The 26,019-nt window shown below is 60.5% G+C and carries 25 protein-coding genes and 1 pseudogene; 14 read left to right on the top strand and 12 right to left on the bottom strand.

The genetic code is table 11. The annotated features are described in order from the left end of the window. Positions 1-155: 155 nt before the first annotated feature. Complete coding sequence (locus HQN82_RS01485) at positions 156-785, top strand: DNA-3-methyladenine glycosylase I (RefSeq protein WP_037090940.1); 630 nt, start codon at positions 156-158, stop codon at positions 783-785. Next, entirely contained in the window at positions 782-1,225 is a 444-nt protein-coding gene (locus HQN82_RS01490; protein WP_004440178.1) for a hypothetical protein, read from the top strand. Before HQN82_RS01485 ends, HQN82_RS01490 begins: the two co-directional genes overlap by 4 nt. A gap of 14 nt (positions 1,226-1,239) precedes the next feature. Here the strand turns inward: HQN82_RS01490 and HQN82_RS01495 are convergent, their stop codons facing one another. After that, complete coding sequence (locus HQN82_RS01495) at positions 1,240-2,283, bottom strand: YeiH family protein (protein WP_072494016.1); 1,044 nt, start codon at positions 2,281-2,283, stop codon at positions 1,240-1,242. Positions 2,284-2,364: 81 nt separating this feature from the next. Between HQN82_RS01495 and HQN82_RS01500 the strand changes: the two genes are divergently transcribed. Then, on the top strand, positions 2,365-3,282 hold the full coding sequence (locus HQN82_RS01500) for a LysR substrate-binding domain-containing protein (RefSeq protein ID WP_004440182.1): 918 nt from the start codon (positions 2,365-2,367) through the stop codon (positions 3,280-3,282). Between the two features lie 146 nt (positions 3,283-3,428). Here HQN82_RS01500 and copM read toward each other — a convergent pair whose 3' ends face one another. The 5 genes and pseudogenes from copM to relB form a co-directional block, all read right to left on the bottom strand. After that, on the bottom strand, positions 3,429-3,803 hold the full coding sequence (copM, locus tag HQN82_RS01505) for a CopM family metallochaperone (protein WP_112766543.1): 375 nt from the start codon (positions 3,801-3,803) through the stop codon (positions 3,429-3,431). Between the two features lie 57 nt (positions 3,804-3,860). Next, positions 3,861-4,244 carry a hypothetical protein gene (locus HQN82_RS01510; protein WP_234904862.1) on the bottom strand — a complete coding sequence of 128 codons (384 nt, stop codon included), beginning with the start codon at positions 4,242-4,244 and terminating at the stop codon, positions 3,861-3,863. Positions 4,245-4,285: 41 nt separating this feature from the next. Further along, positions 4,286-5,050, bottom strand: a complete 765-nt coding sequence (locus tag HQN82_RS01515; protein WP_112766541.1) for a hypothetical protein — start codon at positions 5,048-5,050, stop codon at positions 4,286-4,288. A 6-nt stretch (positions 5,051-5,056) separates the two neighbouring features. Next, positions 5,057-5,325: pseudogene (locus tag HQN82_RS01520) on the bottom strand (type II toxin-antitoxin system RelE family toxin). After that, positions 5,309-5,542, bottom strand: a complete 234-nt coding sequence (relB, locus tag HQN82_RS01525) for a type II toxin-antitoxin system RelB family antitoxin (protein ID WP_112766540.1) — start codon at positions 5,540-5,542, stop codon at positions 5,309-5,311. The pseudogene HQN82_RS01520 and the gene relB overlap by 17 nt, the downstream one beginning before the upstream one ends. A 234-nt stretch (positions 5,543-5,776) precedes the next feature. Between relB and hisS the strand changes: the two genes are divergently transcribed. From hisS to hisG, 4 genes are read left to right on the top strand one after another with little or no spacing between them, the layout of a single operon-like run. Next, on the top strand, positions 5,777-7,300 hold the full coding sequence (hisS, locus tag HQN82_RS01530; RefSeq protein WP_045532648.1) for a histidine--tRNA ligase: 1,524 nt from the start codon (positions 5,777-5,779) through the stop codon (positions 7,298-7,300). A gap of 4 nt (positions 7,301-7,304) precedes the next feature. Then, positions 7,305-7,673, top strand: coding sequence for a VOC family protein (locus HQN82_RS01535; RefSeq protein WP_112766539.1), 369 nt, complete (start codon positions 7,305-7,307; stop codon positions 7,671-7,673). A 16-nt stretch (positions 7,674-7,689) separates the two neighbouring features. Then, positions 7,690-8,814: an ATP phosphoribosyltransferase regulatory subunit gene (locus HQN82_RS01540; protein ID WP_004440189.1), complete on the top strand. Its 1,125-nt coding sequence runs from the start codon at positions 7,690-7,692 to the stop codon at positions 8,812-8,814. Further along, positions 8,811-9,503, top strand: a complete 693-nt coding sequence (gene hisG, locus HQN82_RS01545) for an ATP phosphoribosyltransferase (RefSeq protein WP_045532643.1) — start codon at positions 8,811-8,813, stop codon at positions 9,501-9,503. Before HQN82_RS01540 ends, hisG begins: the two co-directional genes overlap by 4 nt. Before the next feature lie 62 nt (positions 9,504-9,565). On the opposite strand, the gene HQN82_RS01550 is transcribed toward hisG, so the two are convergent. The 4 genes from HQN82_RS01550 to groES form a co-directional block, all read right to left on the bottom strand. Continuing rightward, positions 9,566-10,012, bottom strand: a complete 447-nt coding sequence (locus HQN82_RS01550) for a DoxX family protein (protein WP_004440191.1) — start codon at positions 10,010-10,012, stop codon at positions 9,566-9,568. A 147-nt stretch (positions 10,013-10,159) separates the two neighbouring features. Further along, positions 10,160-10,600, bottom strand: coding sequence for a hypothetical protein (locus HQN82_RS01555; RefSeq protein ID WP_004440192.1), 441 nt, complete (start codon positions 10,598-10,600; stop codon positions 10,160-10,162). Positions 10,601-11,523: 923 nt separating this feature from the next. After that, the gene (groL, locus tag HQN82_RS01560) at positions 11,524-13,158 is read right to left on the bottom strand and encodes a chaperonin GroEL (protein WP_004440194.1); all 1,635 of its coding nucleotides are present in this window, start codon (positions 13,156-13,158) and stop codon (positions 11,524-11,526) included. A 73-nt stretch (positions 13,159-13,231) separates the two neighbouring features. Next, positions 13,232-13,528 carry a co-chaperone GroES gene (groES, locus tag HQN82_RS01565; protein WP_004440196.1) on the bottom strand — a complete coding sequence of 99 codons (297 nt, stop codon included), beginning with the start codon at positions 13,526-13,528 and terminating at the stop codon, positions 13,232-13,234. A 457-nt stretch (positions 13,529-13,985) separates the two neighbouring features. On the opposite strand from groES, the gene HQN82_RS01570 reads away from it, so the two are divergent. The 4 genes from HQN82_RS01570 to HQN82_RS01585 all read left to right on the top strand — a co-directional run bounded on the left by HQN82_RS01570 (position 13,986) and on the right by HQN82_RS01585 (position 19,840). Continuing rightward, positions 13,986-14,834, top strand: a complete 849-nt coding sequence (locus HQN82_RS01570; protein WP_004440197.1) for a TIGR01459 family HAD-type hydrolase — start codon at positions 13,986-13,988, stop codon at positions 14,832-14,834. A gap of 57 nt (positions 14,835-14,891) precedes the next feature. Then, a complete protein-coding gene (locus HQN82_RS01575; protein WP_173614470.1) occupies positions 14,892-15,872 on the top strand; it encodes a bifunctional riboflavin kinase/FAD synthetase in 981 nt (326 codons plus the stop codon). Positions 15,873-16,152: 280 nt separating this feature from the next. Further along, on the top strand, positions 16,153-19,056 hold the full coding sequence (gene ileS, locus HQN82_RS01580; protein ID WP_173614471.1) for an isoleucine--tRNA ligase: 2,904 nt from the start codon (positions 16,153-16,155) through the stop codon (positions 19,054-19,056). 142 nt (positions 19,057-19,198) lie between these two features. Then, on the top strand, positions 19,199-19,840 hold the full coding sequence (locus HQN82_RS01585) for a hypothetical protein (RefSeq protein ID WP_004440212.1): 642 nt from the start codon (positions 19,199-19,201) through the stop codon (positions 19,838-19,840). A gap of 50 nt (positions 19,841-19,890) precedes the next feature. Here the strand turns inward: HQN82_RS01585 and HQN82_RS01590 are convergent, their stop codons facing one another. Next, positions 19,891-20,349 carry a nucleoside deaminase gene (locus tag HQN82_RS01590; protein ID WP_004440213.1) on the bottom strand — a complete coding sequence of 153 codons (459 nt, stop codon included), beginning with the start codon at positions 20,347-20,349 and terminating at the stop codon, positions 19,891-19,893. Between the two features lie 71 nt (positions 20,350-20,420). Between HQN82_RS01590 and HQN82_RS01595 the strand changes: the two genes are divergently transcribed. From HQN82_RS01595 to HQN82_RS01605, 3 genes are all read left to right on the top strand, one after another. Next, complete coding sequence (locus tag HQN82_RS01595; protein ID WP_112766538.1) at positions 20,421-22,364, top strand: pseudouridine synthase; 1,944 nt, start codon at positions 20,421-20,423, stop codon at positions 22,362-22,364. Next, positions 22,345-22,902, top strand: a complete 558-nt coding sequence (rsmD, locus tag HQN82_RS01600) for a 16S rRNA (guanine(966)-N(2))-methyltransferase RsmD (protein WP_004440217.1) — start codon at positions 22,345-22,347, stop codon at positions 22,900-22,902. The genes HQN82_RS01595 and rsmD overlap by 20 nt, the downstream gene beginning before the upstream one ends. Before the next feature lie 89 nt (positions 22,903-22,991). Then, the gene (locus HQN82_RS01605; RefSeq protein WP_045532795.1) at positions 22,992-23,918 is read left to right on the top strand and encodes a patatin-like phospholipase family protein; all 927 of its coding nucleotides are present in this window, start codon (positions 22,992-22,994) and stop codon (positions 23,916-23,918) included. Between the two features lie 205 nt (positions 23,919-24,123). Here HQN82_RS01605 and HQN82_RS01610 read toward each other — a convergent pair whose 3' ends face one another. Then, positions 24,124-25,953, bottom strand: coding sequence for a monovalent cation:proton antiporter-2 (CPA2) family protein (locus HQN82_RS01610; protein WP_112766536.1), 1,830 nt, complete (start codon positions 25,951-25,953; stop codon positions 24,124-24,126). Positions 25,954-26,019 lie beyond the last annotated feature (66 nt).

Here is a 26,019-nt window from a genome sequence, read left to right on the forward strand (position 1 = left end):
TTGACGCCAGCGAATCGTAAATGGCTGTTCATTAAAAAGCGCTTGATTAAGGAAAGCTGATTTTAGGGTTAGCACCCCGTTTTGAAACGTGGTGAATGAGTGGTAAGTGCAGTCTTTAAGTGGTCGCAGGCGGAGTGGAAAAGGTGGTCGCGGAAATGATCGAGGCGGGACTTGAAACGGGCGCGGATGGCCTTGTTCGGTGCTTCTGGCAGCAGGGGCTTGCGGATTACAGCCGATATCACGACGAAGAATGGGGTTATCCCGTCACCGATGATCGCCGCCTGTTTGAGAAAATTTGCCTGGAGGGCTTTCAGTCCGGCCTCTCCTGGCTGACGGTGCTGCGCAAGCGGGAGGCTTTCCGTCTTGCATTCGCCAATTTCGAGTTCGAAAAAGTGGCCGAGTTCGGCGAGGCCGATATCGAGCGCTGCCTTTCCGACAAGGGCATTATCCGCCATCGTGGCAAGATTGTTTCCACCATCAACAACGCCCGCCGCGCCGTGGCTCTGCGGGACGAGTTCGGGTCGCTCGCCCGATATTTCTGGGGTTTCGAACCGGCTGCCGCAGAAAGGCCGCAAAGGCTGGACTATGCGACTTTAAGGGCCAATCCCACTAGCGCCGCCTCCATCCGCCTTTCCAAGGATCTGAAGAAGCGGGGCTGGACCTTTGTCGGCCCGACGACCGTCTATGCATTCATGCAGGCCATGGGTATGGTCAACGACCATATCGAAGGCTGTCATTGCCGCCAGCCGATAGAGGTCATGCGGCGGGAGTTTGTACGTCCATGAAGGTAACCCCCCTTCTCCTGGCGCTTGCCATGGCCATGGCCGCCGTGCCGCACCCCTCCTTTGCGGAAGGCCGCAACGTCGACGGTATCTGGCTGGATGACGGCGAAAGGCTTAAGGAGGTGGCGTTGCCACCGGCCGGCCCGCTGAAGCTCGAGGGCTGGACGCGCCGCGGGCGCGGCGATGTTTATCGTCTGAAGGTGAAGGCAGGGCAGACGGTGAAGGTCGAGCTTGCCGCCTCGAGCGAATTCGTGTTGATGGCGATCTTCGATTTTTCGACCCCGGATGAAGATGCGATTTTCTTCAGCGATTCCCAGGGCAAGGTGGCGACGCTGACACCAAAGGCAGATACCGAGTGGTTGATTCGCCCGACGCTCATTCTCGGTTCGCCGCGCCGCGGGCTCGGTGCGCATTATACACTTACTGTCAGCGCCGGCGAATAAAGCCGGAAGCTGGCTCAGGCCGTCTGGGTCAATACGATCAGGCCAAAGCTCAGGATACCCAGCAGCAAGAGAGACAGGCTGGCAGCGAGGATGACCTTGCCGCCGGCGTGGCGAAGGCTGCGGATATCGACCGACAGGCCCAACGCCGCCATCGACATGATGGTGAGGATGTTTGAGAGAGAGGCGACGGGGGCAAGCAGGACTTCAGGGATGAGACCGAATGACCGGGCCATGATCATCAGCACGAAGCCGATGATGAACCACGGAACCATCTGCTGCAATCTGAGGCGTCCCTTGTCGGACCGGCCGTGGACGACGGAGAGGGTGGCGATGACAGGTCCCAGCATCAGCACGCGGATGAGCTTCACGATGGTGCCGGTTTGCACGGCAATCGCGCCAAGCGGGGCGGTGGCGGCCAGAACCTGCGGCACGGCATAGACCGTAAGCCCGGCGAAGATGCCGTATTGGGTGGCGTCGAGCCCGAGAAGCTGCGGCAGGAATGGCATCAAAAGCACGGCGGCGACACCGAGAACCGCGGTAAAGGCAATCGAGGCGGCGACATCTTCCGGCTTGGCGCCGATGGCAGGTGCCGCAGCGGCAATGGCGGAATTGCCGCAGATGGAATTGCCGCAGGCAATCAACGTCGCGAGCTTGGGCGGGAGGCCGAGCATCCGCCCGGCGGCATAGCTGACGACCAGTGACAGCGCGACGATCAGCGCAATGCCGCCTATCAGCAGACCGCCCGCGCCCTTGAGGATGGACAGGCTGAGTGATGCACCGAGAAGCGCCACGGCGATTTCAAGCAGGGTCTTGGCGCTGAACTTTATGCCGGCGGAAGCGGCTGCGGGCAGAGCCACCAGCGAACGCAGCATGGTCCCGATCAGAATGGCGAGAACGAGATCGCCAAGCCAGGCATGGCCCGCAAGCCGCACCTGAAAGCGCTCCGCCAGAATGGCGGCGCAGCTGACGGCCGAACAGATGAGAATGCCCGGAAGAAGCGGGGCGAGCCAGCGGAGCGAAAACTGGAAGGGATGAGCAAGGGTGCGATGTTGGGCCATGACCAGACCATGCCGCAGCAGCCTGTTTTATTCTATCAAATAATATGGCATATATTATTCGATAAAATCGAATGAAAAACCATGACCTTTGAGCAGCTCCGTATTTTCATAGCCGTAGCCGAACGCGAGCACCTCACAAGGGCTGCGGAAGCCATCGGTCTGACCGCCTCCGCCGTCAGCTCCGCCATCAAAAATCTCGAAGCCTTTTATAATGTCGAACTGTTCCACCGCGTCGGACGCAACATTGAGTTGACTGAAAGCGGCCGGGTTTTTCTGGGTGAAGCAAAGGCGACATTGGCGCGTGTGCGCAATGCGGAACTAATTCTCTCCGAAATGGGCGGGCTGACGCGCGGCGAAATCACCGTCTGCGCCAGCCAGACCATTGCGAGCTACTGGCTGCCGCCGATCCTGATGCAGTTTAAGAAGCTCTATCCCGGTGTCACCGTGCGGCTGGATATCGGTAATACCAAGACCGTGACGCAGGCTGTGCTGGACGGTCTTGCGGAGGTGGGTTTCATTGAAGGCAGGATCGATGAGCCGGCTCTGATGGTGCAGCCGGTGGTGTCTGACAAGCTTCTGGTCGTCACGGGCTCCGCCCACCCCTTTGCCGATGGCCGTTATCTCACCGCGCTGGATATCCTCTACGGCACTTCATGGGTTCTGCGCGAGCAGGGCTCCGGCACCCGCTCCGCCTTCGAGGCGGCGGTGCGGCAGATGGGCGTGGATCCGGGTGAACTCTCGGTCATGCTTGAACTGCCGTCCAACGAGGCGGTGGTGATGGCGGCACGCTCCGGCGGGGCTGCGACGGCGGTTTCAGCCTCAGTGGCATCCCTCTTCCTGCGGCAAGGGCTGCTCGTTCGCGCTGGTATTGATCTGCCCGCCCGCAACTTCGCTTTGTTGCGCCACAAGGAACGCCACACCAGCCGGGCAGCCATGGAGCTGGAACGCCTCAGCCGCGCGGCATCGGAGGATTACAAGGCCGGTCTTGCGGGGTTATAGTAAAGCGCGGGGTGGCAGGCGGCGTTCGCGCGTTCGCCGTTGTATGGGAAAGCTGTCGCAAGTTTCTTCTCCCCGCCGGGGGAAGAAATATGCAGCAAAGTTGCCGGAGGAGCGCCATAGCCGGCGCTCCCCTTCAACAATAGCAATCACTTGCCCCTGGACTTCAGCCAGGCCTTCATCATGGCGATTTCGCCTTCCTGCGCCTTGATCACTTCTTCGACCAGCTTGCGGATTTCCGGGTCCTTGCCGTATTGCAGTTGGACCTTGGCCATATCGATCGCCCCCTGATGATGCGGGATCATGCCGCGCACGAAATCGACGTCGGCATCGCCACTATAATCGATTGCCATATTGCCATGCATCTTTTTGCTGGCTTCCATGAACGCCTGGGTGGAGGCGCTGTCGCTCATGCTGCCTTTTGACATGTCGTGTCCGGCATGGCCGCCCGCGTCCTGTGCAAAAGCGGGCATGGCGAGAGAGGCCGCAAAAGCGGCGGCGAGCGTAATGGTCTTGATAGACATGGATTATCCTTCCTGTGTCTGACGGATTTTTCGAAAGTCGGTCTGAAAAATCTGTGGTCAGGCGCGGGGAGGCGGTAGCGGCGGCGCGAAAGCCTTGCCGTCAAACATAGTGCCGCGTTGCGGCTTCGCATAGGCGAATGCCATCCGCCCGGCATCGGCAAAGATCATTCGTGGAACCACGATCAGGCAGGCGGCGCAGGAATCCGGATGCGAAGCATCGTTGCCGTGGGGGCAGCAACCGCCCGTTCCCGCTTCATGAGCGGCATTCTCCGCAGGCGTTTGAGAACCGTGACCTTGCGGGTGTGATTGGGTATCTTGATGTTTCATCGGCAAATGCGAGGAAACAACCATGCCTGTCGGCATGCTCATCGCCATCTGCGCCGGCATCGCGCCGTAAAGCAGGCAGGCAAGGAACATCAATGTGCGGACCACATGGGACATGATGTGAAGTTACCGCTGAAATTATGGAATAAGCATGACGATCAGGTAAGTTCGCGTGCAATGACGTGGTGCACGATGCGATAGTCCCCGCTTTCCTCGCCAAGCGGCGCGAGCGGCCATTCCCATGCAGCGGCTGGCGCGGGAAGCTCAATGCCGTGCAGCAGGTCTTCGTGCTGGTGCAGGCTTCCATCCTTGCCGATGACGTCAAAGGCGGTGTCCGTCACGAGGCACACCTTGCAGGGCAGACCGGCCAGCGCATCGAGATGCGTATGAATGAGTTTCGGCAGGAGATCATCAGGCGCAGCCGCTATTTTCTGTCGTTCCAGCCGATGCTGTGCACCCGTACCGATCTGCGACAGCAGGTTGGCCGAGACGACAAAATCGAGATAGGGCACCCGCCGCAGGAAATCGAGCGGTTCCGCCGGTCGGCCGGCTATGAGATCATCGAAGCCGGAAAGATCGCGATTGGCGACGCGGACATTCTTTTTGGCGTTGAGCCGCAACTTCACCTGCACGCTGGCGAGATGTACCAGATCGACCAGAACGACGGTATCGAACATCGCCACCAGCGCCTCATGGGGTACATCCCGCAACAGGCCGGACCCCAGCACCACGGCGGTCCGTCTCTGCTTCAGCTTTCTCGCCGATTGCAGCACGAACTGCCGGCTGTTGTTTTCATGCTCCGCCCAGGCTTTGGCGCAACGATTGGCGCGTGCCCAGAGATTGACGGAATAGCGGATATGCGGCCGGAATTCTTTCGGCGTGACCGCGCGTGTCGCGGCATATTGCAGGGCTTCGAGGATCATGAATGCCTAACGGTAAATTTCGCGGCGATGGCCGATTCGACCACCAGCACGATTAGCTTGTGATCCTGTATATCGCAGATGATGCGATAATCGCCCACCCGGTAGCGCCAATAATTGCCGAGTTCGGAGCCTTGCAAGGCGGCACCAGTCTGGCGGGGATTTTCATTTTGCACCACCCTGTCTGCCAGAAACGAAACGATGCGGTTCGCATCTTGCTTCGCCAGCTTTTCAAGCTGCTTGACGGCGCGGTGCTGAAACTCAATTTTCCAGGTCAAGATTGCGCATCACTTCTTCCAGAGTATAGGTGCGCTCATTGTTTGCGATCCGTCGCCGCGTCGCCTCTTCGGCGAGATAAAGATCTTCCATCTCTTCGATATGCTTTTCGATCGCCTCGCGAATGTAATAGGCAGATGTGCGTCCGGTGCGCTCGGAAAGCGCTTTCAGCCGCTCATAGGTCTCATCCGGGAGGCGGATGGCCGTCTGTTTGCTCATCGCTTGCGTCCTTTCCGACTAAAATGGGATACATGCATCCCATATAGCATCGCTTGTCCTTCGCGGCCAGTAAAACCGGAGCCTTTGCGGCTTGCCGCACAGGGCTTCATCCTCTAAAGCATGTCTCCCAAAAGTGCGCAGCGGTTTTGGGATAAAGACATGCGTAAAAACAGAATTTAAAGCGCGGCGCGCTTTAACACCGGCATAATTTCAGGAAAATATCGGATCGGCACCATGAGCGAAAAAGCAAAAAAGCCTCAGAAACTGAAAGCCCGCCTGCCGCGCGGCTTCGTGGACCGCTCGGCTGCCGATATCCATGCCACCAACGAGATGATCGACAAGATCCGCAGGGTTTATGAGCTTTACGGTTTCGACCCGATCGAAACGCCGCAGTTCGAATATACCGATGCGCTCGGCAAGTTCCTACCGGACAGCGATCGTCCGAACGAGGGCGTGTTTTCGTTGCAGGATGACGACGACCAGTGGATGAGCCTGCGCTACGATCTGACGGCGCCGCTCGCACGCCATGTGGCTGAAAACTTCAACGAAATCCAGCTGCCATACCGCACCTATCGCGCCGGTTATGTCTTCCGCAATGAAAAGCCCGGCCCCGGCCGTTTCCGGCAGTTCATGCAGTTCGATGCCGATACAGTGGGTGCATCCGGCGTGCAGGCGGATGCCGAAATGTGCATGATGATGGCAGATACGCTGGAAGCACTCGGCATCAAGCGCGGAGATTACGTTATCCGAGTCAACAACCGCAAGGTGCTCGATGGCGTCATGGAAGCCATCGGTCTCGGTGGCGAGGAAAATGCCGGTCGTCGTTTGAACGTGCTGCGCGCTATTGATAAGCTCGACAAGTTCGGCCCTGAGGGTGTGAAGCTGCTGCTCGGCCCCGGCCGCAAGGACGAGTCCGGTGACTTTACTAAGGGTGCCGGTCTCGGTGACGAGCAGATCGAAAAGGTCCTGTTTTTTGTCGGCATCAAGGATTATGCGGCGAGCGCCGATGATCTGGCGAAACTGGTCGCGGGCACCTCGAAAGGCGAGGAAGGCGTTGATGAACTGAATGTCATCGGCGCTCTGGTCTCCACTGCCGGTTACGATGCGGATCGCATCAAGATCGACCCCTCGGTCGTTCGCGGCCTCGAATATTATACAGGCCCGGTCTATGAGGCCGAGCTCACCTTCGATGTCACAAACGAAAAGGGCGAAAAGGTCGTGTTCGGCTCCGTCGGCGGCGGCGGCCGTTATGACGGCCTCGTCTCCCGCTTCATGGGCCAGCCGGTTCCCGCCACGGGCTTCTCCATCGGCGTTTCTCGCCTGATGACGGCGCTCAAGAACCTCGGTAAGCTCGGCCAGGTGAAGCCGCTCGCACCCGTTCTCATCACCGTCATGGATGGTGATGTGGAGAGTATGAGCCGTTATCAGCGCTTCACCCAGGCGCTGCGGGCCGAAGGCATCCGCGCCGAAATGTATCAGGGCAACTGGAAGAAATTCGGCAACCAGCTGAAATACGCCGACCGCCTCGGTTCCCCCATTGCCATCATTCAGGGCGGTGACGAGCGCGCCGAAGGCGTGGTGCAGATCAAGGACCTGATCGAAGGCAAGCGCCTCTCCGGCGAGATCGAGGACAATGCCAGCTGGCGCGAGGCGCGTGTGGCCCAGGTCAGCGTGCCGGAGGCCGAGCTGGTGGCAAAGGTCCGCGAGATTCTGGAGCATCAGGCAGAGGACGTTCGCCGCGCCGCCGAAGGGCGCTGAAGCCATGGGGATCTTTGCGCTCGACCATGTTCAACTGGCGATGCCGGCTGGCCGTGAAAAAGAGGCGCGGGCTTTTTACGGGAGCCTGCTCGGCTTTGCGGAACAGGCAAAACCGGCCAATCTGGTTGCCCGCGGCGGCTGCTGGTTCAGCCGGGGTTCGATAAAACTGCACCTGGGCGTCGAGCAGGATTTCCGACCGGCGAAAAAAGCCCATCCGGCGTTTCTGGTCAATGATTTGGCAGACTTGCGAAAAACACTTGAAACAGCGGGCTGCCATGTGGTTGAGGATGAGCCGCTTGAGGGATATCACCGGTTTTATGTCCATGATCCCTTCGGAAACCGCATCGAAATGATGCAGCCGCTCGAACCGTGACGAAAAGTACCGTTCCATGCCCCTGATCGACATGCCGGAGTTTTCCGGAGAGCTACTGGAAGAATTCGCCGCGCGCCGCACGAGTCGCGTGAACACGCCCGTCATCCAGCCTGCGGAACCGTTTCTGGATATGGCTGGCGAGGATTTGCGCCGCCGTATCTTCATGACGGAAAGCGAGACGGGTGAGAGCCTGTGCCTGCGGCCCGAATTCACCATTCCCGTCTGCCTGCGCCATATCGAGACGGCGACCGGCACACCCAAACGTTATTCCTATCTCGGTGAAGTCTTCCGCCAGCGCCGCGAAGGTGCGAACGAATTTTATCAGGCCGGCATCGAGGATCTCGGCGATACCGATATTGCTGCCGCCGATGCGCGTGCCGTCATCGATGCCACCGGGATTCTGCAGCGTCTGCTGCCGGGCCGGGCGCTTGCCGTCACCCTGGGCGATCAACAGGTGTTCGAGGCGGTTGTTGCCGCCCTTGGCCTGCCGCTCGGCTGGCAGAAGCGGCTGGTACAGGCCTTCGGTGACATGGCGCAGCTTGACGCGTTGCTGGAAAGCCTCATGCATCCCAAGCCGATGACCGGGCTCGACGCCCGCGTTGCCGGGCTATTGGCGACCGGGGATGAGGCGGTGCTGGTCGATTATCTCGATACGGTGATGCAGGAAACCGGCTACTCCACCAATGCAAGCCGTTCACCACAGGAAATCGCCCGCCGCCTGAGGGAAAAACTGGCCCTTGCGGCCACACGTCTACCGGATGACAGTTTTGCGCTGCTGAAGCAGTTCCTCGCTTTGAAGGCGCCTCTGCCGCAGGCCTCGCAGGTTCTGGCCGATTTTGCTGCGAAGGCGAAGCTGAAACTGGACGGGGCGCTTTCCGCTTTCGACAAACGTGTCGCAGCTCTTTCTAACGCTGGCGTTGACCTCGAAACCGTCACCTATGGCGCGGCGTTCGGTCGTCCGCTCGACTATTATACCGGCCTTGTTTTCGAGGTGGTGGAAGCGGGTGGAGATAGTGTTCTCGCCGGTGGCGGCCGTTTCGACCGGCTGCTGACGCTACTCGGCGCACAGGAAAAAATACCGGCCGTGGGCTTCTCGCTCTGGCTGGATCGCATCGAAACGGTGCGCGGGAGTAAGCCATGATCACCATCGCATTGCCCTCCAAAGGCCGGATGAAGGAAGACTCCTCCGCCGTTCTGGAACGCGCCGGGCTGAAAGTCGCTGCCGTCGGCAATGATCGTTCCTATCGCGGCCGCGTCGAAGGGCGCGACGATATCGAGATCGCCTATCTGTCGGCGTCAGAAATCGCCCGCGAGATCGGCGCCGGCACGGTGGATTTCGGCGTGACCGGGGAGGACCTTGTGCGTGAAGGGCTGACCAACGCCGATGCGCAGGTGGAATTCTGCGCCCGTCTCGGTTTTGGGCATGCCGACGTCGTGGTCGCCGTGCCGGAAATCTGGCTGGATGTGGACAGCATGGCAGATCTGGGTGATGTCGCTTCGGAGTTCCGCGCCCGCCATGGTCGAAGGCTCGCCATCGCCACCAAATACTGGCGGCTGACGCAGCAGTTCTTTTCACGCCAGCACGGCATCCAGCTTTACCGCATCGTCGAAAGCCTCGGTGCCACCGAAGGCGCGCCGGCGGCGGGGCAGGCGGATATCATCGTTGATATCACCTCCACGGGTTCGACGCTGAAAGCCAACCATCTGAAAATTCTCTCCGACGGTATCATCGTGCGTTCGGAAGCCTGCTTTGTCCGCGCCCGCAAATCGGAACATGACGGCGATGGAAGGATTGAGGAGATAGCGTCGCGCATCAGGGCGGCGGTCTGAGCATCAAAACACAAAAGCCGCTGGATCGCTCCAGCGGCTTTTTCGTTAGCGGGACGCCTGAATTAAGCGTGAGCCAGAGCGACGCCGCGCTTTGCATCGACGGAATAGGCGCCGGGACCGAAGGCGGCGAGCAGGATATAAGCGCCGGCCAGGGTGATGTTTTTCATCAGCATGATGCCGTTCAGCGCGTTGATCCAGCCAAGCGCCGGGTCAGGCCAGCCGGGAACGGCAACGGTGCCGCTGTGGAAAACGAGGCCGGTGAAGACGCAGAAGACGGCAAGCGCCCAGGCGGCGATTTTCGTCTGGAAACCGACGAGAATGGCAAGGCCGGTCACGAGTTCGAAGAGGCCTGCGAGATATGCAAGCGCGGTTGCGGCAGGCATGCCGGCACCGGCGATCATGCCGGCCGTACCGGCCGGATCGGTAAGCTTGCCGAAGCCGGCATAGATAAAGATGAAGGAAAGCAGAATGCGGGCAATAAGAACGAGAACGTTCTGGCTGCTGGACATGGAAATCTCCGGTAAATGATCGGCGTTTCGCCGGTTGGGGCAATGTCTGGAGATATCAATGACTGAAAATCATTCGCCCATAAAGATGAACAACAGAAGACGAATTGTCTTTATTTTGTGAACGATGGTGAAACTGGAAACAGGATATCAGGCGGCGAAGCGCATGTCTTCGAAACGGGGAAACAGGAACAGTCCCGTGATACGACCGGGCTGGCCATCTTCAAAATTGAAGGATTCACCCATGCAGATGACCGGTTGCCGCAGGGCCGGCAACATCGAGATGCCGGTTGAAAAGCAGAAACGCGAGGGGGCGGAAGAAGCCTGTTCGAATAGTTCCAGCACCCGGGCGTGGTCAGCGCGGTCGTAACAGCGGACGAGGCTGAGCAGGCCGCATTCACCCGGCGGCAGGCCATGCATGAAAGATGCGTGTTCGCCGAGCCGGATGACACCGCTCGAAAGCTCACTGCTCCATTCTTCCGAAATGAAGAAACGCGCCAAAGTCCGTGGATCCGGTGTGGTGGGAGCCGTTGCGGGCAAAGCATCGTTGCGTCTTGATATTTCGAACAATTCGCGCCCCCGTATGAACATCGCGCCGGCGCCGCTTTTGAAGCGTTATCGCCGGGTCGAACTTCCACCGCCATCCGCAGTCGGACGTATCTGCCAGGCATCGAAACCCCTTCAATGCTTGCGTCCCGTCGCGGCACCCTTACGGGAGCTGCTTATAGTTTATTTTCTTCTACCTACAACAACCAGTCAGTGAGAAATATAAAAATAATATGTATTTCTTCTTCAAAACCGCGAGACTTGTGAAAAGCCACAACTAAATAGCGTGCTTACAGGTCACTTGGCGCCGATATCGAGTCCCGTGGTGATGATGATTCGCAGAAGCGCCACCGCAATATTCCATGGGCCGCAAAAAACGGCTGGACAAATGCGGCGCTGTTCCAAAACGGGACAATATTTGAGCCCTTCCGCGTGGGCCTTCGAAATTGTGCAACCGGTTGATTTTACGAGGCATCTCTCTGGGAAGTGTCGACTTTCTGCTCAGTCTGGCGTCGAGGTTCACAGACTGCGCTCCTTTCTCTTCGGTCAGGGGATAAGGCCGATCCGACAAGTGCCGTTCATTACCCCGATGACAGGACTGATTAGAAGTCCATGCCGCCCCGTCCGGCGCGCTGGCGACGCCGGACCACTCAAGGGGCATTGGCGGCCAACGAAAAAGGGCGATCCAAAGACCGCCCTTTGATTATTCCGGTGACTGGCCTGATTAGAAGTCCATGCCGCCCCGTCTGGCGCGCTGGCGACGCCGGACCACTCAAGGGGCATTGGCGGCCAACGAAAAAGGGCGATCCAAAGACCGCCCTTTCATTATTCCGGTGACAGGCCTGATTAGAAGTCCATGCCGCCCCGTCTGGCGCGCTGGCGACGCCGGACCACTCAAGGGGCATTGGCGGCCAACGAAAAAGGGCGATCCGAAGACCGCCCTTTCATTATTCCGGTGACAGGACTGATTAGAAGTCCATGCCGCCCATGCCGCCGCCCGGCATTGCCGGCATCGGAGCGTCCTTCTTCGGAAGCTCGGCGATCATGGCTTCGGTGGTGATCAGCAGCGAAGCAACCGAAGCTGCGTTCTGCAGAGCCGTGCGGACAACCTTGACCGGGTCGACGATGCCGAGCTGGATTAGGTCGCCATATTCGCCGGTCTGGGCGTTGTAGCCGTAGTTGTCTTCGTTCTTCTCGAGGATCTTGCCAACAACGATGGAAGCTTCGTCACCAGCGTTGTCTGCAATCTGGCGAACCAGAGCCTGCAGGGCGCGGCGGATGATGTTGATACCAGCTTCCTGATCGTCGTTTTCGCCCTTGACGGCGATCTTCGTGGACGAACGCAGCAGAGCCACGCCACCACCAGGCACGATGCCTTCCTGAACAGCAGCGCGCGTCGCGTTGAGCGCGTCGTCGATGCGGTCCTTCTTTTCCTTCACTTCGACTTCCGTCGAACCGCCAACGCGGATAACGGCAACGCCGCCAGCGAGCTTGGCAAGGCGTTCCTGCAGCTTTTCGCGGTCGTAGTCGGAGGTGGTTTCTTCGATCTGGGCCTTGATCTGGGCAACACGACCTTCGATGTCGGACTTCTGGCCGGCGCCGTCAACGATCGTGGTGTTTTCCTTGGAGATCGAAACCTTCTTCGACTTGCCGAGCATGTCGAGCGTAACGTTTTCGAGCTTGATGCCGAGGTCTTCGGAAATGACGGTGCCGCCGGTCAGGATGGCGATGTCTTCCAGCATGGCCTTGCGGCGGTCGCCGAAGCCAGGAGCCTTGACGGCAGCGATCTTGAGGCCGCCACGCAGCTTGTTGACGACGAGCGTTGCAAGAGCTTCGCCTTCGACGTCTTCAGCGATGATGACGAGCGGCTTGCCGGTCTGAACGACAGCTTCGAGAACCGGCAGCATGGCCTGGAGGTTCGAGAGCTTCTTTTCGTGCAGGAGGATGTAGGCGTCTTCGAGGTCAGCCACCATCTTTTCCGGGTTGGTCACGAAGTAGGGCGACAGGTAGCCGCGGTCGAACTGCATGCCTTCGACGACTTCGAGTTCGGTTTCAGCGGTCTTGGCTTCTTCAACGGTGATGACGCCTTCGTTGCCGACCTTCTGCATTGCTTCAGCAATGTCGAGACCGATCTGACGTTCGCCGTTTGCGGAGATCGTGCCGACCTGCGCAACTTCTTCAGAGGTGTTGATCTTCTTGGCCTTGGCCTGAAGGTCCTTGACGACTTCAGCAACGGCCAGATCGATACCGCGCTTCAGGTCCATCGGGTTCATGCCGGCAGCAACTGCCTTGGAACCTTCGCGAACGATGGCCTGGGCCAGAACGGTCGCGGTGGTGGTGCCGTCACCGGCGATGTCGTTGGTCTTGGAGGCAACTTCGCGAACGAGCTGTGCGCCCATGTTCTCGAACTTGTCTTCCAGTTCGATTTCCTTGGCGACCGAAACGCCGTCCTTGGTGATGCGCGGAGCGCCGAAGGACTTGTCGATAACGACGTTACGACCCTTCGGGCCGAGGGTTACCTTCACTGCATCAGCAAGAACGTCGACGCCCTTGAGCATCTTTTCGCGTGCTGTGCGGCCGAATTTTACTTCTTTGGCTGCCATTTTCAAAACTCCTGGTTTCGAATGGCCGGATGGGGTCCGGCTTGAAATTTGAGGAAGGATGGGGTGGCCGAAATCAGCCGATGATGCCCATGATGTCGGCTTCCTTCATGATCAGAAGGTCTTCGCCGTTGAGCTTGACTTCGGTGCCCGACCACTTGCCGAACAGAACGCGATCGCCAACCTTGACGTCGAGAGCGACGACCTTGCCGGCTTCGTCACGTGCGCCGGAACCGACGGCGACGATTTCGCCTTCCTGCGGCTTTTCCTTGGCGGTGTCGGGAATGATGATGCCGCCCTTGGTCTTTTCTTCGGACTCAACGCGACGAACAACGACGCGATCGTGAAGCGGGCGGAAATTGGTGCTTGTCATTGTCTAATCCCTCGATCAAATGACTGCGCGAGCTTTTGGAACTCGCCTGATGGGTGTTAGCACTCTCGTTTATCGAGTGCCAGCGGAACCGAGATAAGGAGGGCTTCTTCCGGAGTCAAGAACGCCCTGTCTGAAAAATTTCATGGCTTATGGTTACCAGCGTTCCATGACAGGAATTTCTATGTCTGCGCGATGCTATGAAGCTTCACATCGGGAGGCTGGAAGGCTCGAAAAGCGCGCCGCTGTCTTCCTCAGGCTTGTCCCGGGAATATGATCTGACAACGCATTGATTTTCGTGACGGGTTTGGACGCGCGGGATAAGCCTGAGGATGACGTCGAGTGTGACGAGCCATTCCGTTCAGTCTGAAGCCCGGACCGGCGGCGCTTTTTTCCTTGCCATCGGCGTCCCGCTTTGCGATGTGACGCACACACTCTTCTCGCATCCGGAAAGCATCTCATGGCCCACCGCATTCAAACTCTCGGCGAAATCACTGATGGGTTCGACGTTATCCTGTCGGATGTCTGGGGCGTGCTGCACAATGGCGTCAGCGCCTTTCCGGACGCGGCCATTGCCCTGAGAAGCGCGCGCGAGGCCGGCAAGACCGTGGTTCTCATCACCAATTCACCGCGTCCCGCGCCCGGCGTCATCGCCCAGCTGCGTGTGCTCGGCGTGCCCGACGAGGCCTATGACCGCATCGTCACCTCGGGCGATGTAACGCGTGGCCTGATCGCGGAAGGCCCCAGAAAAGTCTTCCTGCTGGGACCGCAGCGGGACATGCCGCTGTTGGAGGGTCTCGATGTCGAGGTGGTTGGCGAGGCCGACGCGGACTCCGTGGTCTGCACCGGCTTCTTCGACGACGAGACGGAGACGCCGGAGGACTATACCGAAATGCTTAAGGGCTTTATTGCCCGCAACGTGCCGATGATCTGCGCCAACCCGGATCTGGTGGTGGAGCGCGGCGAGCGCATCATTCCCTGCGCCGGCGCCATGGCCGCCTATTACGAACAGCTTGGCGGCGAGGTTCGCATCGCCGGAAAGCCGCATGCGCCGATCTATGAGGCCTGCCTTGCAGCGGCCAAGGAAGTGCGCGGCGCCTTCGCCAAGGATCGCGTTCTCGCCATCGGTGACGGCATGCCGACGGATGTGAAGGGCGCGATTGCGAGCGGTCTCAACCTTCTTTATATCAGCGGCGGTATTCACGTCGCCGAATATACGCTGAACGGCCAGACGGACGAGGCGCTTCTCAATGCCTATCTCAAGGGGCAGGGCGCTTCACCCGGCTGGTGGATGCCCCGACTTGCCTGAGGACGCATTTCTACGTCTCGCCTCGGGAATAGCTGGCGCTGGAATGGATCGACTGTCATGACCGTCTTTCACCGCAATGAAAAAAAAGAGCCGCTGCCCGAAGCTCTTCGTGGCGGCGTCGTCGCCATCGGCAATTTCGATGGCGTGCATCGCGGCCACCGGGCCGTGCTGGATCGCGCGCTGGAACTGGCGGAAGCCCGCGGCGTCCCCGCGCTGGTGCTGACCTTCGAGCCGCATCCCCGTTCCGTGTTCAGGCCCGATACGCCGGTCTTTCGCCTCACGCCTGCGCCATTGAAGGCGCGCATCCTTGAGGCCATCGGTTTCCGCTCGGTCATCGAATATCCGTTCGACCGCGAGTTTTCGCAGCGCTCGGCGGAAGAGTTCGTCCAGTCCATCCTGATTGACTGGCTGCATGCGAGCGCCGTCGTCACCGGTTTCGATTTCCATTTCGGCAAGGGCCGGGAAGGTGGGCCGGCATTCCTGATGGAAGCCGGAAAACGCCATGGCTTCGATGTGACGCTAGTGGACGCTTTCCGCGACGAGGGCGCGGATGTCGTCTCTTCCAGCCGGATACGCTCGCTTCTGTGCGAGGGTGATGTGGCGGGCGCCGCAGGCCTGCTCGGTTACCGTTTCACGGTGGAAAGCGAAGTCATCGGCGGCCAGAAGCTTGGCCGCACGCTGGGTTACCCCACCGCCAACATGGCGCTGGCGCCGGAAACGGAACTGAAGGCCGGCATATATGCCGTCCGCTTCCGCCGACCCGATTGCTCGATCCGCGACGGCGTGGCGAGCTTCGGCTATCGCCCGACCGTCACGGACAACGGCGCAGCGCTGCTCGAGACATTCGTCTTCGATTTCTCCGGTGATCTTTATGGCGAGGTCTGTTCGGTCTCTTTCTTCGGGCATCTGCGCGATGAGTTGAAATTCGATGGTCTCGATCCGCTCGTGGCGCAGATCAAGCGGGATGAAGAAGAGGCGAGGGCGATGCTGTCGGGTGTGCAGCCGCTGAGCGAAGTGGATGCGAAGATCGCGTTTTAAGCAGGCTGTGGGGCATGTCCTTATTCGCCCGCCCCTTGCCGTCGCTTTTCTCTTCCTTTTTACCGGAAAACCGCATAAACAACCGGCCATGTCCCAATACCGGTTGAAATTTGCAGTTCAGATTGGCCGAATTATTGGCCCGGCCTTCCGCCCGCTCTGAGAGAGCCGGAAGGTCCGGGATTTTGGCGCTTCTGTGACAGACGGACGTGGCGCTTTCCGAATTTGCCCTCTTTGCAATTGATATGGCGCGGCCCGCACGGCGCGCAACAACGGTATGATCATGAGCGACACCGCAGAAAAACTGGACTACTCCACCACCCTCTATCTTCCGCAGACGGATTTTCCGATGCGCGCCGGCCTGCCGCAGAAAGAACCGGAAACGGTGAAGCGCTGGCAGGAAATGGGTCTCTACAAGAAGCTGCGCGCCTCGGCCGCCGGCCGCGAGAAATTCGTGCTGCATGACGGCCCGCCCTATGCCAACGGCAACATCCATATCGGCCATGCGCTGAACAAGATCCTGAAGGACGTCATCACCCGCTCGTTCCAGATGCGCGGTTACGACGCCAATTACGTGCCCGGCTGGGATTGCCATGGCCTGCCGATCGAATGGAAGATCGAGGAAGCCTACCGCGCCAAGGGCAAGAACAAGGACGAGGTTCCGGTCAACGAATTCCGCAAGGAGTGCCGTGAGTTCGCAGCCGGCTGGATCAAGGTCCAGTCGGAGGAGTTCAAGCGCCTCGGCATCGAGGGTGACTTCGAAAACCCCTACACGACGATGAACTTCCACGCGGAAGCCCGTATCGCCGGCGAACTTTTGAAGATCGCCAAGAGCGGCCAGCTCTACCGCGGTTCCAAGCCGATCATGTGGTCGGTTGTCGAACGCACGGCGCTGGCGGAAGCGGAAGTCGAATATCATGACGTCGAGAGTGACACGATCTGGGTGAAGTTCCCGGTCGTTGAAGGCTCTGCCGAGCTTGACGGCGCTTCCATCGTCATCTGGACGACCACGCCGTGGACGATCCCCGGCAACCGCGCCATCTCGTTTTCGTCACGCATCGCCTATGGCCTTTATGAGGTCACGGCGGCGGCCAATGATTTCGGACCGCAGCCGGGCGAAAAGCTCGTCTTCGCAGACAAGCTGGCAGCCGAATGCTTTGCCAAGGCGAAGGCCGAATTCACACGCCTGCGCGATGTGAAGGCGGAGGAGCTCGCCGCTGTTACCTGCGCCCACCCGCTGGCATCGCTGGGTTACACCTTCCCTGTTCCGGTTCTCGATGGCGATCACGTCACCGACGATGCCGGTACCGGCTTCGTGCACACAGCCCCCGGCCATGGCCGCGAGGACTTTGACGCGTGGATGGCGCAGGCGCGCGATCTGGAAGCGCGCGGTATCTCCTCCAAGATCCCGTTCACGGTCGGCGATGACGGTTTCTACACCGAAGACGCCCCCGGTTTCGGCCCGTCGGCCGAAGGCGGTGCCGCCCGTGTCATGGACGATAACGGCAAGAAGGGTGACGCCAATGACCGCGTCATCAAGGCGCTGATCGCGGAAAACAACCTGTTTGCCCGCGGCCGTCTGAAGCACAGCTATCCGCATAGCTGGCGCTCCAAGAAGCCTGTCATCTTCCGCAACACGCCGCAATGGTTCGTCTATATGGACAAGGAACTGGGCGACGGCACGACGCTGCGCTCCCGTTCGCTTTCCGCCATCGACCAGACCCGCTTCGTGCCGGCTTCCGGCCAGAACCGCCTGCGCGCCATGATCGAAGGCCGCCCGGACTGGGTTCTGTCGCGCCAGCGCAGCTGGGGCGTGCCGATCGCCGTCTTCGCCGACGAGAAAGGTGAAGTTCTGATCGACGAAGCCGTCAACGCCCGCATCCTCGAGGCTTTCGAGGCCGAAGGCGCGGACGCCTGGTTCGCCGAAGGCGCCAAGGAACGCTTCCTTGGCAATGACCACGACCATGCCAAGTGGCAGCAAGTCATGGACATCCTCGACGTCTGGTTCGACAGCGGCTGCACTCACACCTTCACGCTGGAAGATCGCCCGGACTTGAAGTGGCCGGCGGATGTCTATCTCGAAGGCTCCGACCAGCATCGCGGCTGGTTCCATTCGTCGCTGCTCGAAAGCTGCGCGACGCGTGGCCGTGCGCCTTACAATGCCGTTGTCACCCACGGTTTCACCATGGACGAGCAGGGCCGCAAGCAGTCGAAGTCGCTGGGCAACGTGGTTGCTCCGCAGGAAGTCATGAGCCAGTCGGGTGCCGATATCCTGCGCCTGTGGGTGATGACCACGGATTACTGGGAAGACCAGCGCCTCGGCAAGGCCATCATCCAGACCAATGTCGATGCCTATCGCAAGCTGCGCAACACCATCCGCTGGATGCTCGGTACGCTCGCCCATTACCAGGGCGAGGAGATCGCCTATGACGATCTGCCGGAGCTGGAAAAGCTGGTGCTGCACCGCCTGTCCGAACTGGATGGCGTTGTTCGCGAAGGTTATGACGGCTTCGAGTTCAAGAAGATCACCCGTGCGCTTATCGACTTTGCCAATGTCGAGCTTTCGGCCTTCTATTTCGACGTCCGCAAGGACACGCTGTATTGCGACGCGCCGTCGTCGCTGAAGCGCCGCGCGGCCCTGTCGGTCATCGCCAAGCTGTTCGATTGCCTGGTGACGTGGCTTGCCCCGATGCTGCCCTTCACCACGGAAGAAGCGTGGCTGTCGCGCTACCCGGATGCGGAGTCTGTGCATCTCGCCCAGTTCCCGGAAATCCCGGAAAACTGGAAGAATGATGCGCTGGAAGCGAAGTGGGAGAAAATCCGCAAGGTCCGCACCGTCGTGACGGGCGCGCTTGAAGTCGAGCGCCGTGAAAAGCGCATCGGTTCTTCGCTGGAAGCGGCTCCGGTCGTCCACATCGCCGACGCCGATCTTCTGGCCGCGCTGAAGGATCAGGACTTCGCCGAAATCTGCATCACCTCGGCCATCACGGTTGTGGGTGACGAAGGCCCTGCCGACGGTTTCCGCCTGCCGGAAGTTCCGAAGGTCGTGGTCGAGCAGAAGCTCGCGGAAGGTGAAAAATGCGCGCGTTCGTGGCGCATCACCACCGATGTCGGGTCCGATCCGGATTATCCCGATGTCTCGGCGCGCGATGCGGCCGCCCTGCGCGAGCTTGCGGCCCTGGCATAATGAAAATGGCCGGATGAATTGCGCTTTGCCTCTTCATCCGGTACACCTGCCTGAAAATGGCCGGATTTACAGGGCAATGCGGGCTGCCGCCTGCCGAAAGACGATGTCTGGCGAAGTGGGACGGACGGCTGGAAGGGTTTCAATGAAGACGATGCAGGGTAATGCGCAGGGTTTGGGCATGTTTCGCACAGTGGTTGGCGTCACGACGATAGGCGTGCTGCTCGGCGCGTGCACGAGCCCGACCTACGGTACGGGCAAGACGGCAGCCGAACAGCTTGTCGACGATCTCGGCAACGCAACCTCGATCACCGGCGACCAGACCAAGCGCAACCTGAAATATGGTCCTCGCCCGGGCCTCGTCGTTCCCGCCCAGGCCCGTGCCGAGCAGCTGGCTCAGCCGCAGCAGAACATGGCGAGCCGCGAAAACAACCCGCAATGGGTCGAATCGCCGGAAGAAACCCGCGAACGCCTGCGCGATGAGGCGGATGCCAACAAGAACAACCCGCATTATCGTTCGCCGCTGCTCGCCGGCAACGGCACCGCCGGTCAGATGACCGAAAGCCAGAAGTGGGAAGCCTTCCGCAAGGCCAAGGCCGAAGCCCAGGGCGGCTCTGTGGTCAACGCCCAGCGCAAGTTCCTCACCGATCCGCCGGCCGAATATCGCAGCGTTCCGCAGGATCAGCTGACCGATCTCGGCGAGCCGGAGCAGAAAAAGGAAAAGCGCCGCAAGAAAGAAGCGGCAATGGCCGGCACCGGCAAGAGCTGGTGGAACCCCTTCCAGTAATGGCGAATGGTTGATGGCTGGCGGGAAGGCTTACGCCTCCCGCGAGTCGCTCAGTCGTCGAGACGTTTCCCGCGGAAAAATTGCCGCAGGATGTCAGCACTTTCACTCTCCGCCAGTCCCGAATAAACATCCGGCGCATGATGGCATGTCGGCTGGCTGAAGAACCGCACGCCACTCTCCACTGCACCGCCCTTCGGGTCTTGCGCGCCATAATAGAGCCGACGGATACGGGCAAATGAAATTGCCGCCGCGCACATGGTGCAAGGCTCCAGTGTCACATAGAGATCGGCACCGGGCAGGCGTTCCTGTCCCAGCGCCTCGCAGGCCATACGGATCACGGCGATTTCAGCATGCGCCGTCACATCGTTCAATTCACGGGTGCGGTTGCCGGAACGGGCAATGACGCGACCGTCCAGTACCAGTACGGCGCCGATTGGAACCTCCTGCCGCTCGCCGGCGGCACGGGCTTCCCAAAGCGCCAGCTCCATGAAATGCGTCCTTTCGGCCATTGCGTTTCAATTTCCTCTTAACCCTTGTGCTTGGACCTGATAGGACAGCCCAAACAACAGGCAAACAGCAAATGACTTTTAAAGACAAGCCGAAGCGTGACGGCGGCAAGACATTTAGCCGAGACAGGAAGCCGAAAGGCCCCGGCAAACCCGCAGCCGAGCGCGAAAAGAAACCTGCCGAGGCAAAGGCCGCCCCGGTGCCGGAAACCGTTGGCGCCTCGAAGCCCGAGCGCATTTCCAAGATCATGGCGCGCGCCGGCGTGGCTTCGCGCCGCGATGTCGAGCGCATGATCATGGAGGGCCGCGTGTCGCTGAACGGCGTCAAGCTGGATACGCCTGTCGTCAACGCCACGCTGTCGGACAAGATCGAAGTGGATGGCATGCCGATTCGCGGCGCCGAGCGCACGCGGCTGTGGCTTTATCACAAGCCCGCCGGTCTGGTGACCACCAATTCTGACCCGGAAGGCCGCCCGACCGTTTTCGACAATCTGCCGAGCGAACTGCCGCGCGTCCTCTCCATCGGCCGCCTCGACATCAATACCGAAGGCTTGCTGCTGCTTACCAATGATGGCGGTCTTTCCCGCGTTCTGGAATTGCCGACCACCGGCTGGCTGCGCCGTTACCGCGTGCGCGCCCATGGTGAGGTGGATCAGGCGGCGCTCGACAAGCTGAAGGAAGGCATCGCCGTCGATGGCGTGCTCTACGGCGCGATCGACGCCACGCTTGACCGTACCCAGGGCCACAACGTCTGGATCAGCATGGGCCTGCGCGAAGGCAAGAACCGCGAGATCAAGAACGTGCTCGGCGCGCTCGGCCTCGAGGTCAACCGTCTGATCCGCGTTTCCTACGGCCCGTTCCAGCTGGGTGATCTGCCCGAAGGCAAGGTGCTGGAAGTGCGTGGCCGGATGCTGCGCGACCAGCTCGGCCCGCGCCTCATCGAACAGGCGGGCGCCAATTTCGATGCGCCGATCTACAATGCCCCCGTTGAGGACGAGGAAGACAACGCGCCGAAGCGGCCCGCGAAGGCCGAATGGGCAAAGAGCGATGCGCCGGAAGGCAAGCCACGCTTCGAAAAAGGCGGCAAGTCCGAGGACCGCCGTGAAAAGGCGCTTGGCCGCCTCGACACCAAGCGGGGCGATAAGCCCGCCAACAAGTTCGGCTCCAAGCCTGCCGGCAAGTTCGGCGCCAAGGGCCGCACCGAGGACGAGGGTGACGACCGCCGCCCCCGCCAGCCTGCCGGCACAAGCCGCACGGCCAATGTCTGGATGGCGCCTGGTGCGAAGCCGACCCGTGACGGCAAGGAACGCAAGTCTTCGGCCCGTGCTGAGGCGGAAAGCCTGTTCAAGAAGCCTTCTGCGCAGGACGAAGCCCGCCGCAGCCTCGTGCGCCATGCCGATGAAGACGGTGAGTGGATTCGTTCCGAACCCACCCGCGACGATGACCGCGGGCAGGGCCGTGGCGATCGCTCCGCACGTGGCGAGAAGAATTTTGGCGATCGTGGCGGACGCGGCGGCAAGTCGTTCGGCGATCGGCCGTTCCGCGACCGCCCCCGTGAAGATGGCGACCGTCCGCGTGGTGCCAAGCCGTTTGGTGACCGTCCGGCCCGGGGCGACAAACCCTTTGGCGACCGGCCCTTCCGTGACCGCCCGCGCGAAGACGGTGACCGTCCGCGCAGCGACCGCCCACGTGGCGAAAAGAGTTTCGGCGATCGCACCGCCCGGGGGGAAAGACCCGCTGGTGACCGTCCGTTCCGCGACAGACCCCGTGACGACGGTGATCGCGCCCGCGGCGAGCGGCCAGCGGGTGACAAGCCCCGCGGCGGCAAGCCGGGCGGCAAACCCGGCTTTGGCAAGCCGTCCCTCGGAAAATCGGGCGAGCGTGGCGAACGTTCGGGGTTTTCCGGAAAAGGCGCTGGCGGCAAGGGCCCCGGCGGTAATAAGCCGGGCGGCAAGGGCCCGGGTGGCAAACCTTCTGGAGGCAGGGGAATGACACGTAATGCGGATCGTAGGCGGTGAGTTCCGCGGCCGGAGCTTGGCCGCGCCGAAAACAAATTCCATTCGTCCGACCATCGACAGGACGCGGGAAAGCCTCTTCAACATTCTGAGCCATGCCTATCCGGAAAGTCTGGATGGCACGCGCGTTCTGGACGTTTTCGCCGGGACCGGTGCGGTCGGGCTGGAGGCGCTTTCGCGCGGCTGTCGTGTGGCGCTCTTCGTCGAAAACGGCGTCGAGGGCAGGGGGCTGCTTTGGGAAAATATCGATGCGCTGGGTCTGCATGGCCGCGCCCGCATCTTGCGGCGTGATGCCACCAAGCTCGGTGGCGTCAACAATATCGAGCCGTTCGATCTTCTTTTCGCCGATCCTCCTTATGGCTATGGCCATGGCGAAAAGGCTTTCGCGGCTGCCCATAGTGGCGGTTGGCTCAACGCCGGCGCGCTTGCCATTCTGGAAGAGCGCGGCGATGTGACGGTCAATGTCGATCCGGCGTTCAAGCTGCTTGAAAGCCGTATCTTCGGCGACACGAAGATGCATTTCTACCGCTACGAGCCCTGACGGGGAGTGCCCCGTCACGCCACGGTCTTGTCGTGTTTGCCGGATAGGCAGACCCCTTCACCGTGGTAACCAGTTTTGGGTGTTTCCGCATGGATCAGGCTGGGAACGAAAGCGTCACGATCGTCCGCGCCGGAGAAGAAGTTCTCGAAGGCGATGGTGCGGGCAATCATGAGCCGACATTCGGACTGGCGCTCGGCGGCGGCGGCGCACGCGGCATCTGCCATATCAACGTTATCGAGGCTTTCGACGAACTCGGCATCCGGCCCGTGGCAATTTCCGGTTCGTCCATCGGCTCCATCATCGGCGCGGGCATGGCGGCCGGCATGTCTGGCCGCGAAATCCGCGAATACACGCTGGAACTCATGGGACGCAAAGGTTCGGTCGCCAACCGGCTCTGGAGCCTCGGCCCGGCATCGATGCGCCATGCAGTGGACGGTTTTCGTCTCGGCCAGTTCAATCTCGAACTCATTCTCCACGCCTTGATGCCACAGGCGTTGCCGAAGGATTTTTCCGAACTCGCCATTCCGCTGAAAGTGATAACCACGGATTATTACGCCCAGACCGAAGTGGTGGTCGAGAGCGGCGAGATCATCCAGGCGCTGGCGGCTTCAGCCGCCATTCCGGCGCTGTTCATGCCTGTTCGTATCGATGGCCGCATCATGATCGATGGCGGTATCTTCAATCCGGTCCCCTATGAACATTTGCTGGATCACGCCGATATCGTCATTGGCGTCGATGTTGTCGGTGGTCCGGAAGGGGATGGAACCACCATGCCCAGCCGATTGGAAAGCCTGTTCGGCGCCAGCCAGCTGATGATGCAGGCGGCGATTGCCCTGAAGCTCAGACTGCGCCCGCCACACATTTTCCTGCGCCCTCCGGTTCACCGTTTCGGCGTGCTGGACTTCCTGAAGTCGGAAGAGGTGCTGAACGCGTCGTCCAGCATCAAGGATGATCTGAAACGCCAGATCGAACTGCAGGTAGAGCTGTTTCATCGCGGGCAGGGCGTGGAGGCTTAAGCAGCAATCCCTGAGTATTCGCTAGGAACGAGCGGGTACCACTGGTTTCTTCTCCCCGCCGGGGAGAAGGTGGCCCGAAGGGTCGGATGAGGGGGAACGTTGCCGGATTTCGGAGAACTTGCCCCTTCATCCCGCTGCCGCGGACTTCTCTCTGGCGGGGAGAAGAAACAAGTGGCGCTATCCCAGCCACTACGAAGAACGCATTTCACAACGACACCTCCGTCTCGCTGTCCTCCATATCCTCTTCTTCCTCCCGCTTTTCCGCCTTGTTCTTCGGCTTCATCAGCGGCTCCGGCTTCACCTCGCGTACCGGCTTGTTGTGCAGCATCTGCCGGCCGGCGGCGAGGCCTTCCACGGCTTGCAACTGGAGTCGCTCTTCATCGCGTTCGCGAATGTCGTCGGCAATCGCCAGAGCCCTGTCGCCATCCATATCAAGCCCCTCGAGAATGCGCCTGCCAAACAGCAGGCCGGATTCCAGCGTTTCGCGGAGCTCATATTCCACGCCCTTCTTTCTAAGGTCGATCGAATGAATGCGGTCATAGGAGCGGGCATAGATGCGAACGCTTGGAAATTCCGACTGGATCATGTCGATGATACGGTCGGTGACTTCCTTCTTGTGGGTGCAGACCGCCACCAGATCGGCCCGTTCGATGCCGGCGGCGATCAGCACGTCCTTGCGGGTGCCATCGCCGAAAAAGATACGGAAACCGAAACGAGCGGCCTGACGCACGCGATCGGCGGAACTGTCGATCACGGTCACGTCGCGCCCGCCGGCGAGAAGGATCTGCGAGGCGATCTGACCGAAACGGGAAAAGCCGATCATCAGCACATCCGCGCCGGCTCCGTCGAAATCCTCATCCAGCTTGTCTTCTTCCGCATCCTCCGCCGTCAGCCGGCGTGAAATCACCGCAAGAAGCGGAGTCAGCGCCATGGAGAGCGTAACGACGGCAACGAGGATCGAGGCCGTTGCCTGCGGAAACAGCCCCGAGCCGGCAGCCGTGGTGAAGAGCACGAAGCCGAATTCGCCGCCCTGCGCCAGAAGCAGCGCGATGCGGCTCGATGCATAACGCGACGAGCCGGCGATGCGGCAGAGACCATAGATCAGCGCCGCCTTCACCGCCATCATGACAGGCACGGCGATCAGGATAAGCAGGATGTTCTCATAAACGATATGGACGTGCAGCGACATGCCGACGGCCATGAAGAACAATGCCAGGAACAACCCGCGAAACGGCTCTATATCGGCCTCCAGCTCGTGCCGATAGGAGGATTCCGACAGCATCAACCCCGCCAGCAACGCGCCCATGCCCATCGACAGGCCGACCGCCTCCATGATCGCGGCGGCGCCGATGACGACGAAGAGGGCGGCGGCGATCATCACCTCCCGCGCGCCGGTGCGGGCGATGATCTGGAACATGGGGGTGAGAAGATACCGCCCGGCAAGGATCATTCCGGCCACCGCGACGACGGAGGCGATGAGATCGGACACCATGGAGTCCGTCGGCACATCGGGCCGGTTGGAAAGAATGGTGACAAGGGCAAGAAGCGGCACGATGGCGAGATCCTGAAACAGCAGGATCGAGAAGGACCGGTTGCCGTGCCTTGTATTCATGTCGCCGTCATCGGCAAGGATCTGCAGTGCAAAGGCGGTGGAGGAAAGCGCAAGGCCGAAGCCTGCGACGAGGCTGCCGCGCCAGTCGATCAGCCCCGCCCACCATACAATCGCCGCAAGCACACTGCCCGTCACCAGTACTTGCGCAAGCCCCAGCCCTAAAATATCGCGCCGCATCTGCCAGATGCGCGACGGCTTGAGTTCCAGCCCGATGATGAAGAGCAGGAAAACGACGCCGAGTTCCGAGACGTTGAAGATGTCCTTCGCATCGGTGACCAGATGCAGAAACGGCCCGATGACGATGCCGGCCACCAGATAACCGAGCACGGTGCCAAGTCCGAGTTTGCGGAAAACGGAGGCCGCAATGACCGCGCCGGCCAGAAGCAGCAAGGGTTCGGAAAAGAGAGCGTCGTGCTCGGTCATGCGGGCGAACTTTCGAATAGGGTGGCGATGGCGCCCTCTGGACGGAGAAAGCGACGTTTCGCCCTT

Origin of the sequence: Agrobacterium pusense (assembly GCF_013285525.1) — a bacterium.
In the GTDB taxonomy this organism is placed as follows: Bacteria; Pseudomonadota; Alphaproteobacteria; order Rhizobiales; family Rhizobiaceae; genus Agrobacterium; species Agrobacterium pusense.

Excerpts from the sequence above, each read along its gene's own strand:
- HQN82_RS01590 (WP_004440213.1), bottom strand. The coding sequence starts at position 20,349 with ATGGCCGAAAGGACGCATTTCATGGAGCTGGCGCTTTGGGAAGCCCGT.
- HQN82_RS01485 (WP_037090940.1), top strand. The coding sequence starts at position 156 with ATGATCGAGGCGGGACTTGAAACGGGCGCGGATGGCCTTGTTCGGTGC.
- rsmD (WP_004440217.1), top strand. The coding sequence starts at position 22,345 with ATGCGGATCGTAGGCGGTGAGTTCCGCGGCCGGAGCTTGGCCGCGCCG.
- relB (WP_112766540.1), bottom strand. The coding sequence starts at position 5,542 with ATGAGCAAACAGACGGCCATCCGCCTCCCGGATGAGACCTATGAGCGG.
- HQN82_RS01500 (WP_004440182.1), top strand. The coding sequence starts at position 2,365 with ATGACCTTTGAGCAGCTCCGTATTTTCATAGCCGTAGCCGAACGCGAG.
- HQN82_RS01570 (WP_004440197.1), top strand. The coding sequence starts at position 13,986 with ATGGCCCACCGCATTCAAACTCTCGGCGAAATCACTGATGGGTTCGAC.
- HQN82_RS01575 (WP_173614470.1), top strand. The coding sequence starts at position 14,892 with ATGACCGTCTTTCACCGCAATGAAAAAAAAGAGCCGCTGCCCGAAGCT.
- HQN82_RS01495 (WP_072494016.1), bottom strand. The coding sequence starts at position 2,283 with ATGGCCCAACATCGCACCCTTGCTCATCCCTTCCAGTTTTCGCTCCGC.
- HQN82_RS01585 (WP_004440212.1), top strand. The coding sequence starts at position 19,199 with ATGAAGACGATGCAGGGTAATGCGCAGGGTTTGGGCATGTTTCGCACA.
- HQN82_RS01610 (WP_112766536.1), bottom strand. The coding sequence starts at position 25,953 with ATGACCGAGCACGACGCTCTCTTTTCCGAACCCTTGCTGCTTCTGGCC.
- HQN82_RS01595 (WP_112766538.1), top strand. The coding sequence starts at position 20,421 with ATGACTTTTAAAGACAAGCCGAAGCGTGACGGCGGCAAGACATTTAGC.
- HQN82_RS01490 (WP_004440178.1), top strand. The coding sequence starts at position 782 with ATGAAGGTAACCCCCCTTCTCCTGGCGCTTGCCATGGCCATGGCCGCC.
- HQN82_RS01540 (WP_004440189.1), top strand. The coding sequence starts at position 7,690 with ATGCCCCTGATCGACATGCCGGAGTTTTCCGGAGAGCTACTGGAAGAA.
- HQN82_RS01555 (WP_004440192.1), bottom strand. The coding sequence starts at position 10,600 with ATGTTCATACGGGGGCGCGAATTGTTCGAAATATCAAGACGCAACGAT.
- HQN82_RS01515 (WP_112766541.1), bottom strand. The coding sequence starts at position 5,050 with ATGATCCTCGAAGCCCTGCAATATGCCGCGACACGCGCGGTCACGCCG.
- HQN82_RS01550 (WP_004440191.1), bottom strand. The coding sequence starts at position 10,012 with ATGTCCAGCAGCCAGAACGTTCTCGTTCTTATTGCCCGCATTCTGCTT.
- HQN82_RS01535 (WP_112766539.1), top strand. The coding sequence starts at position 7,305 with ATGGGGATCTTTGCGCTCGACCATGTTCAACTGGCGATGCCGGCTGGC.
- HQN82_RS01605 (WP_045532795.1), top strand. The coding sequence starts at position 22,992 with ATGGATCAGGCTGGGAACGAAAGCGTCACGATCGTCCGCGCCGGAGAA.
- groL (WP_004440194.1), bottom strand. The coding sequence starts at position 13,158 with ATGGCAGCCAAAGAAGTAAAATTCGGCCGCACAGCACGCGAAAAGATG.
- hisG (WP_045532643.1), top strand. The coding sequence starts at position 8,811 with ATGATCACCATCGCATTGCCCTCCAAAGGCCGGATGAAGGAAGACTCC.
- hisS (WP_045532648.1), top strand. The coding sequence starts at position 5,777 with ATGAGCGAAAAAGCAAAAAAGCCTCAGAAACTGAAAGCCCGCCTGCCG.
- copM (WP_112766543.1), bottom strand. The coding sequence starts at position 3,803 with ATGTCTATCAAGACCATTACGCTCGCCGCCGCTTTTGCGGCCTCTCTC.
- HQN82_RS01510 (WP_234904862.1), bottom strand. The coding sequence starts at position 4,244 with ATGTCCCATGTGGTCCGCACATTGATGTTCCTTGCCTGCCTGCTTTAC.
- groES (WP_004440196.1), bottom strand. The coding sequence starts at position 13,528 with ATGACAAGCACCAATTTCCGCCCGCTTCACGATCGCGTCGTTGTTCGT.
- ileS (WP_173614471.1), top strand. The coding sequence starts at position 16,153 with ATGAGCGACACCGCAGAAAAACTGGACTACTCCACCACCCTCTATCTT.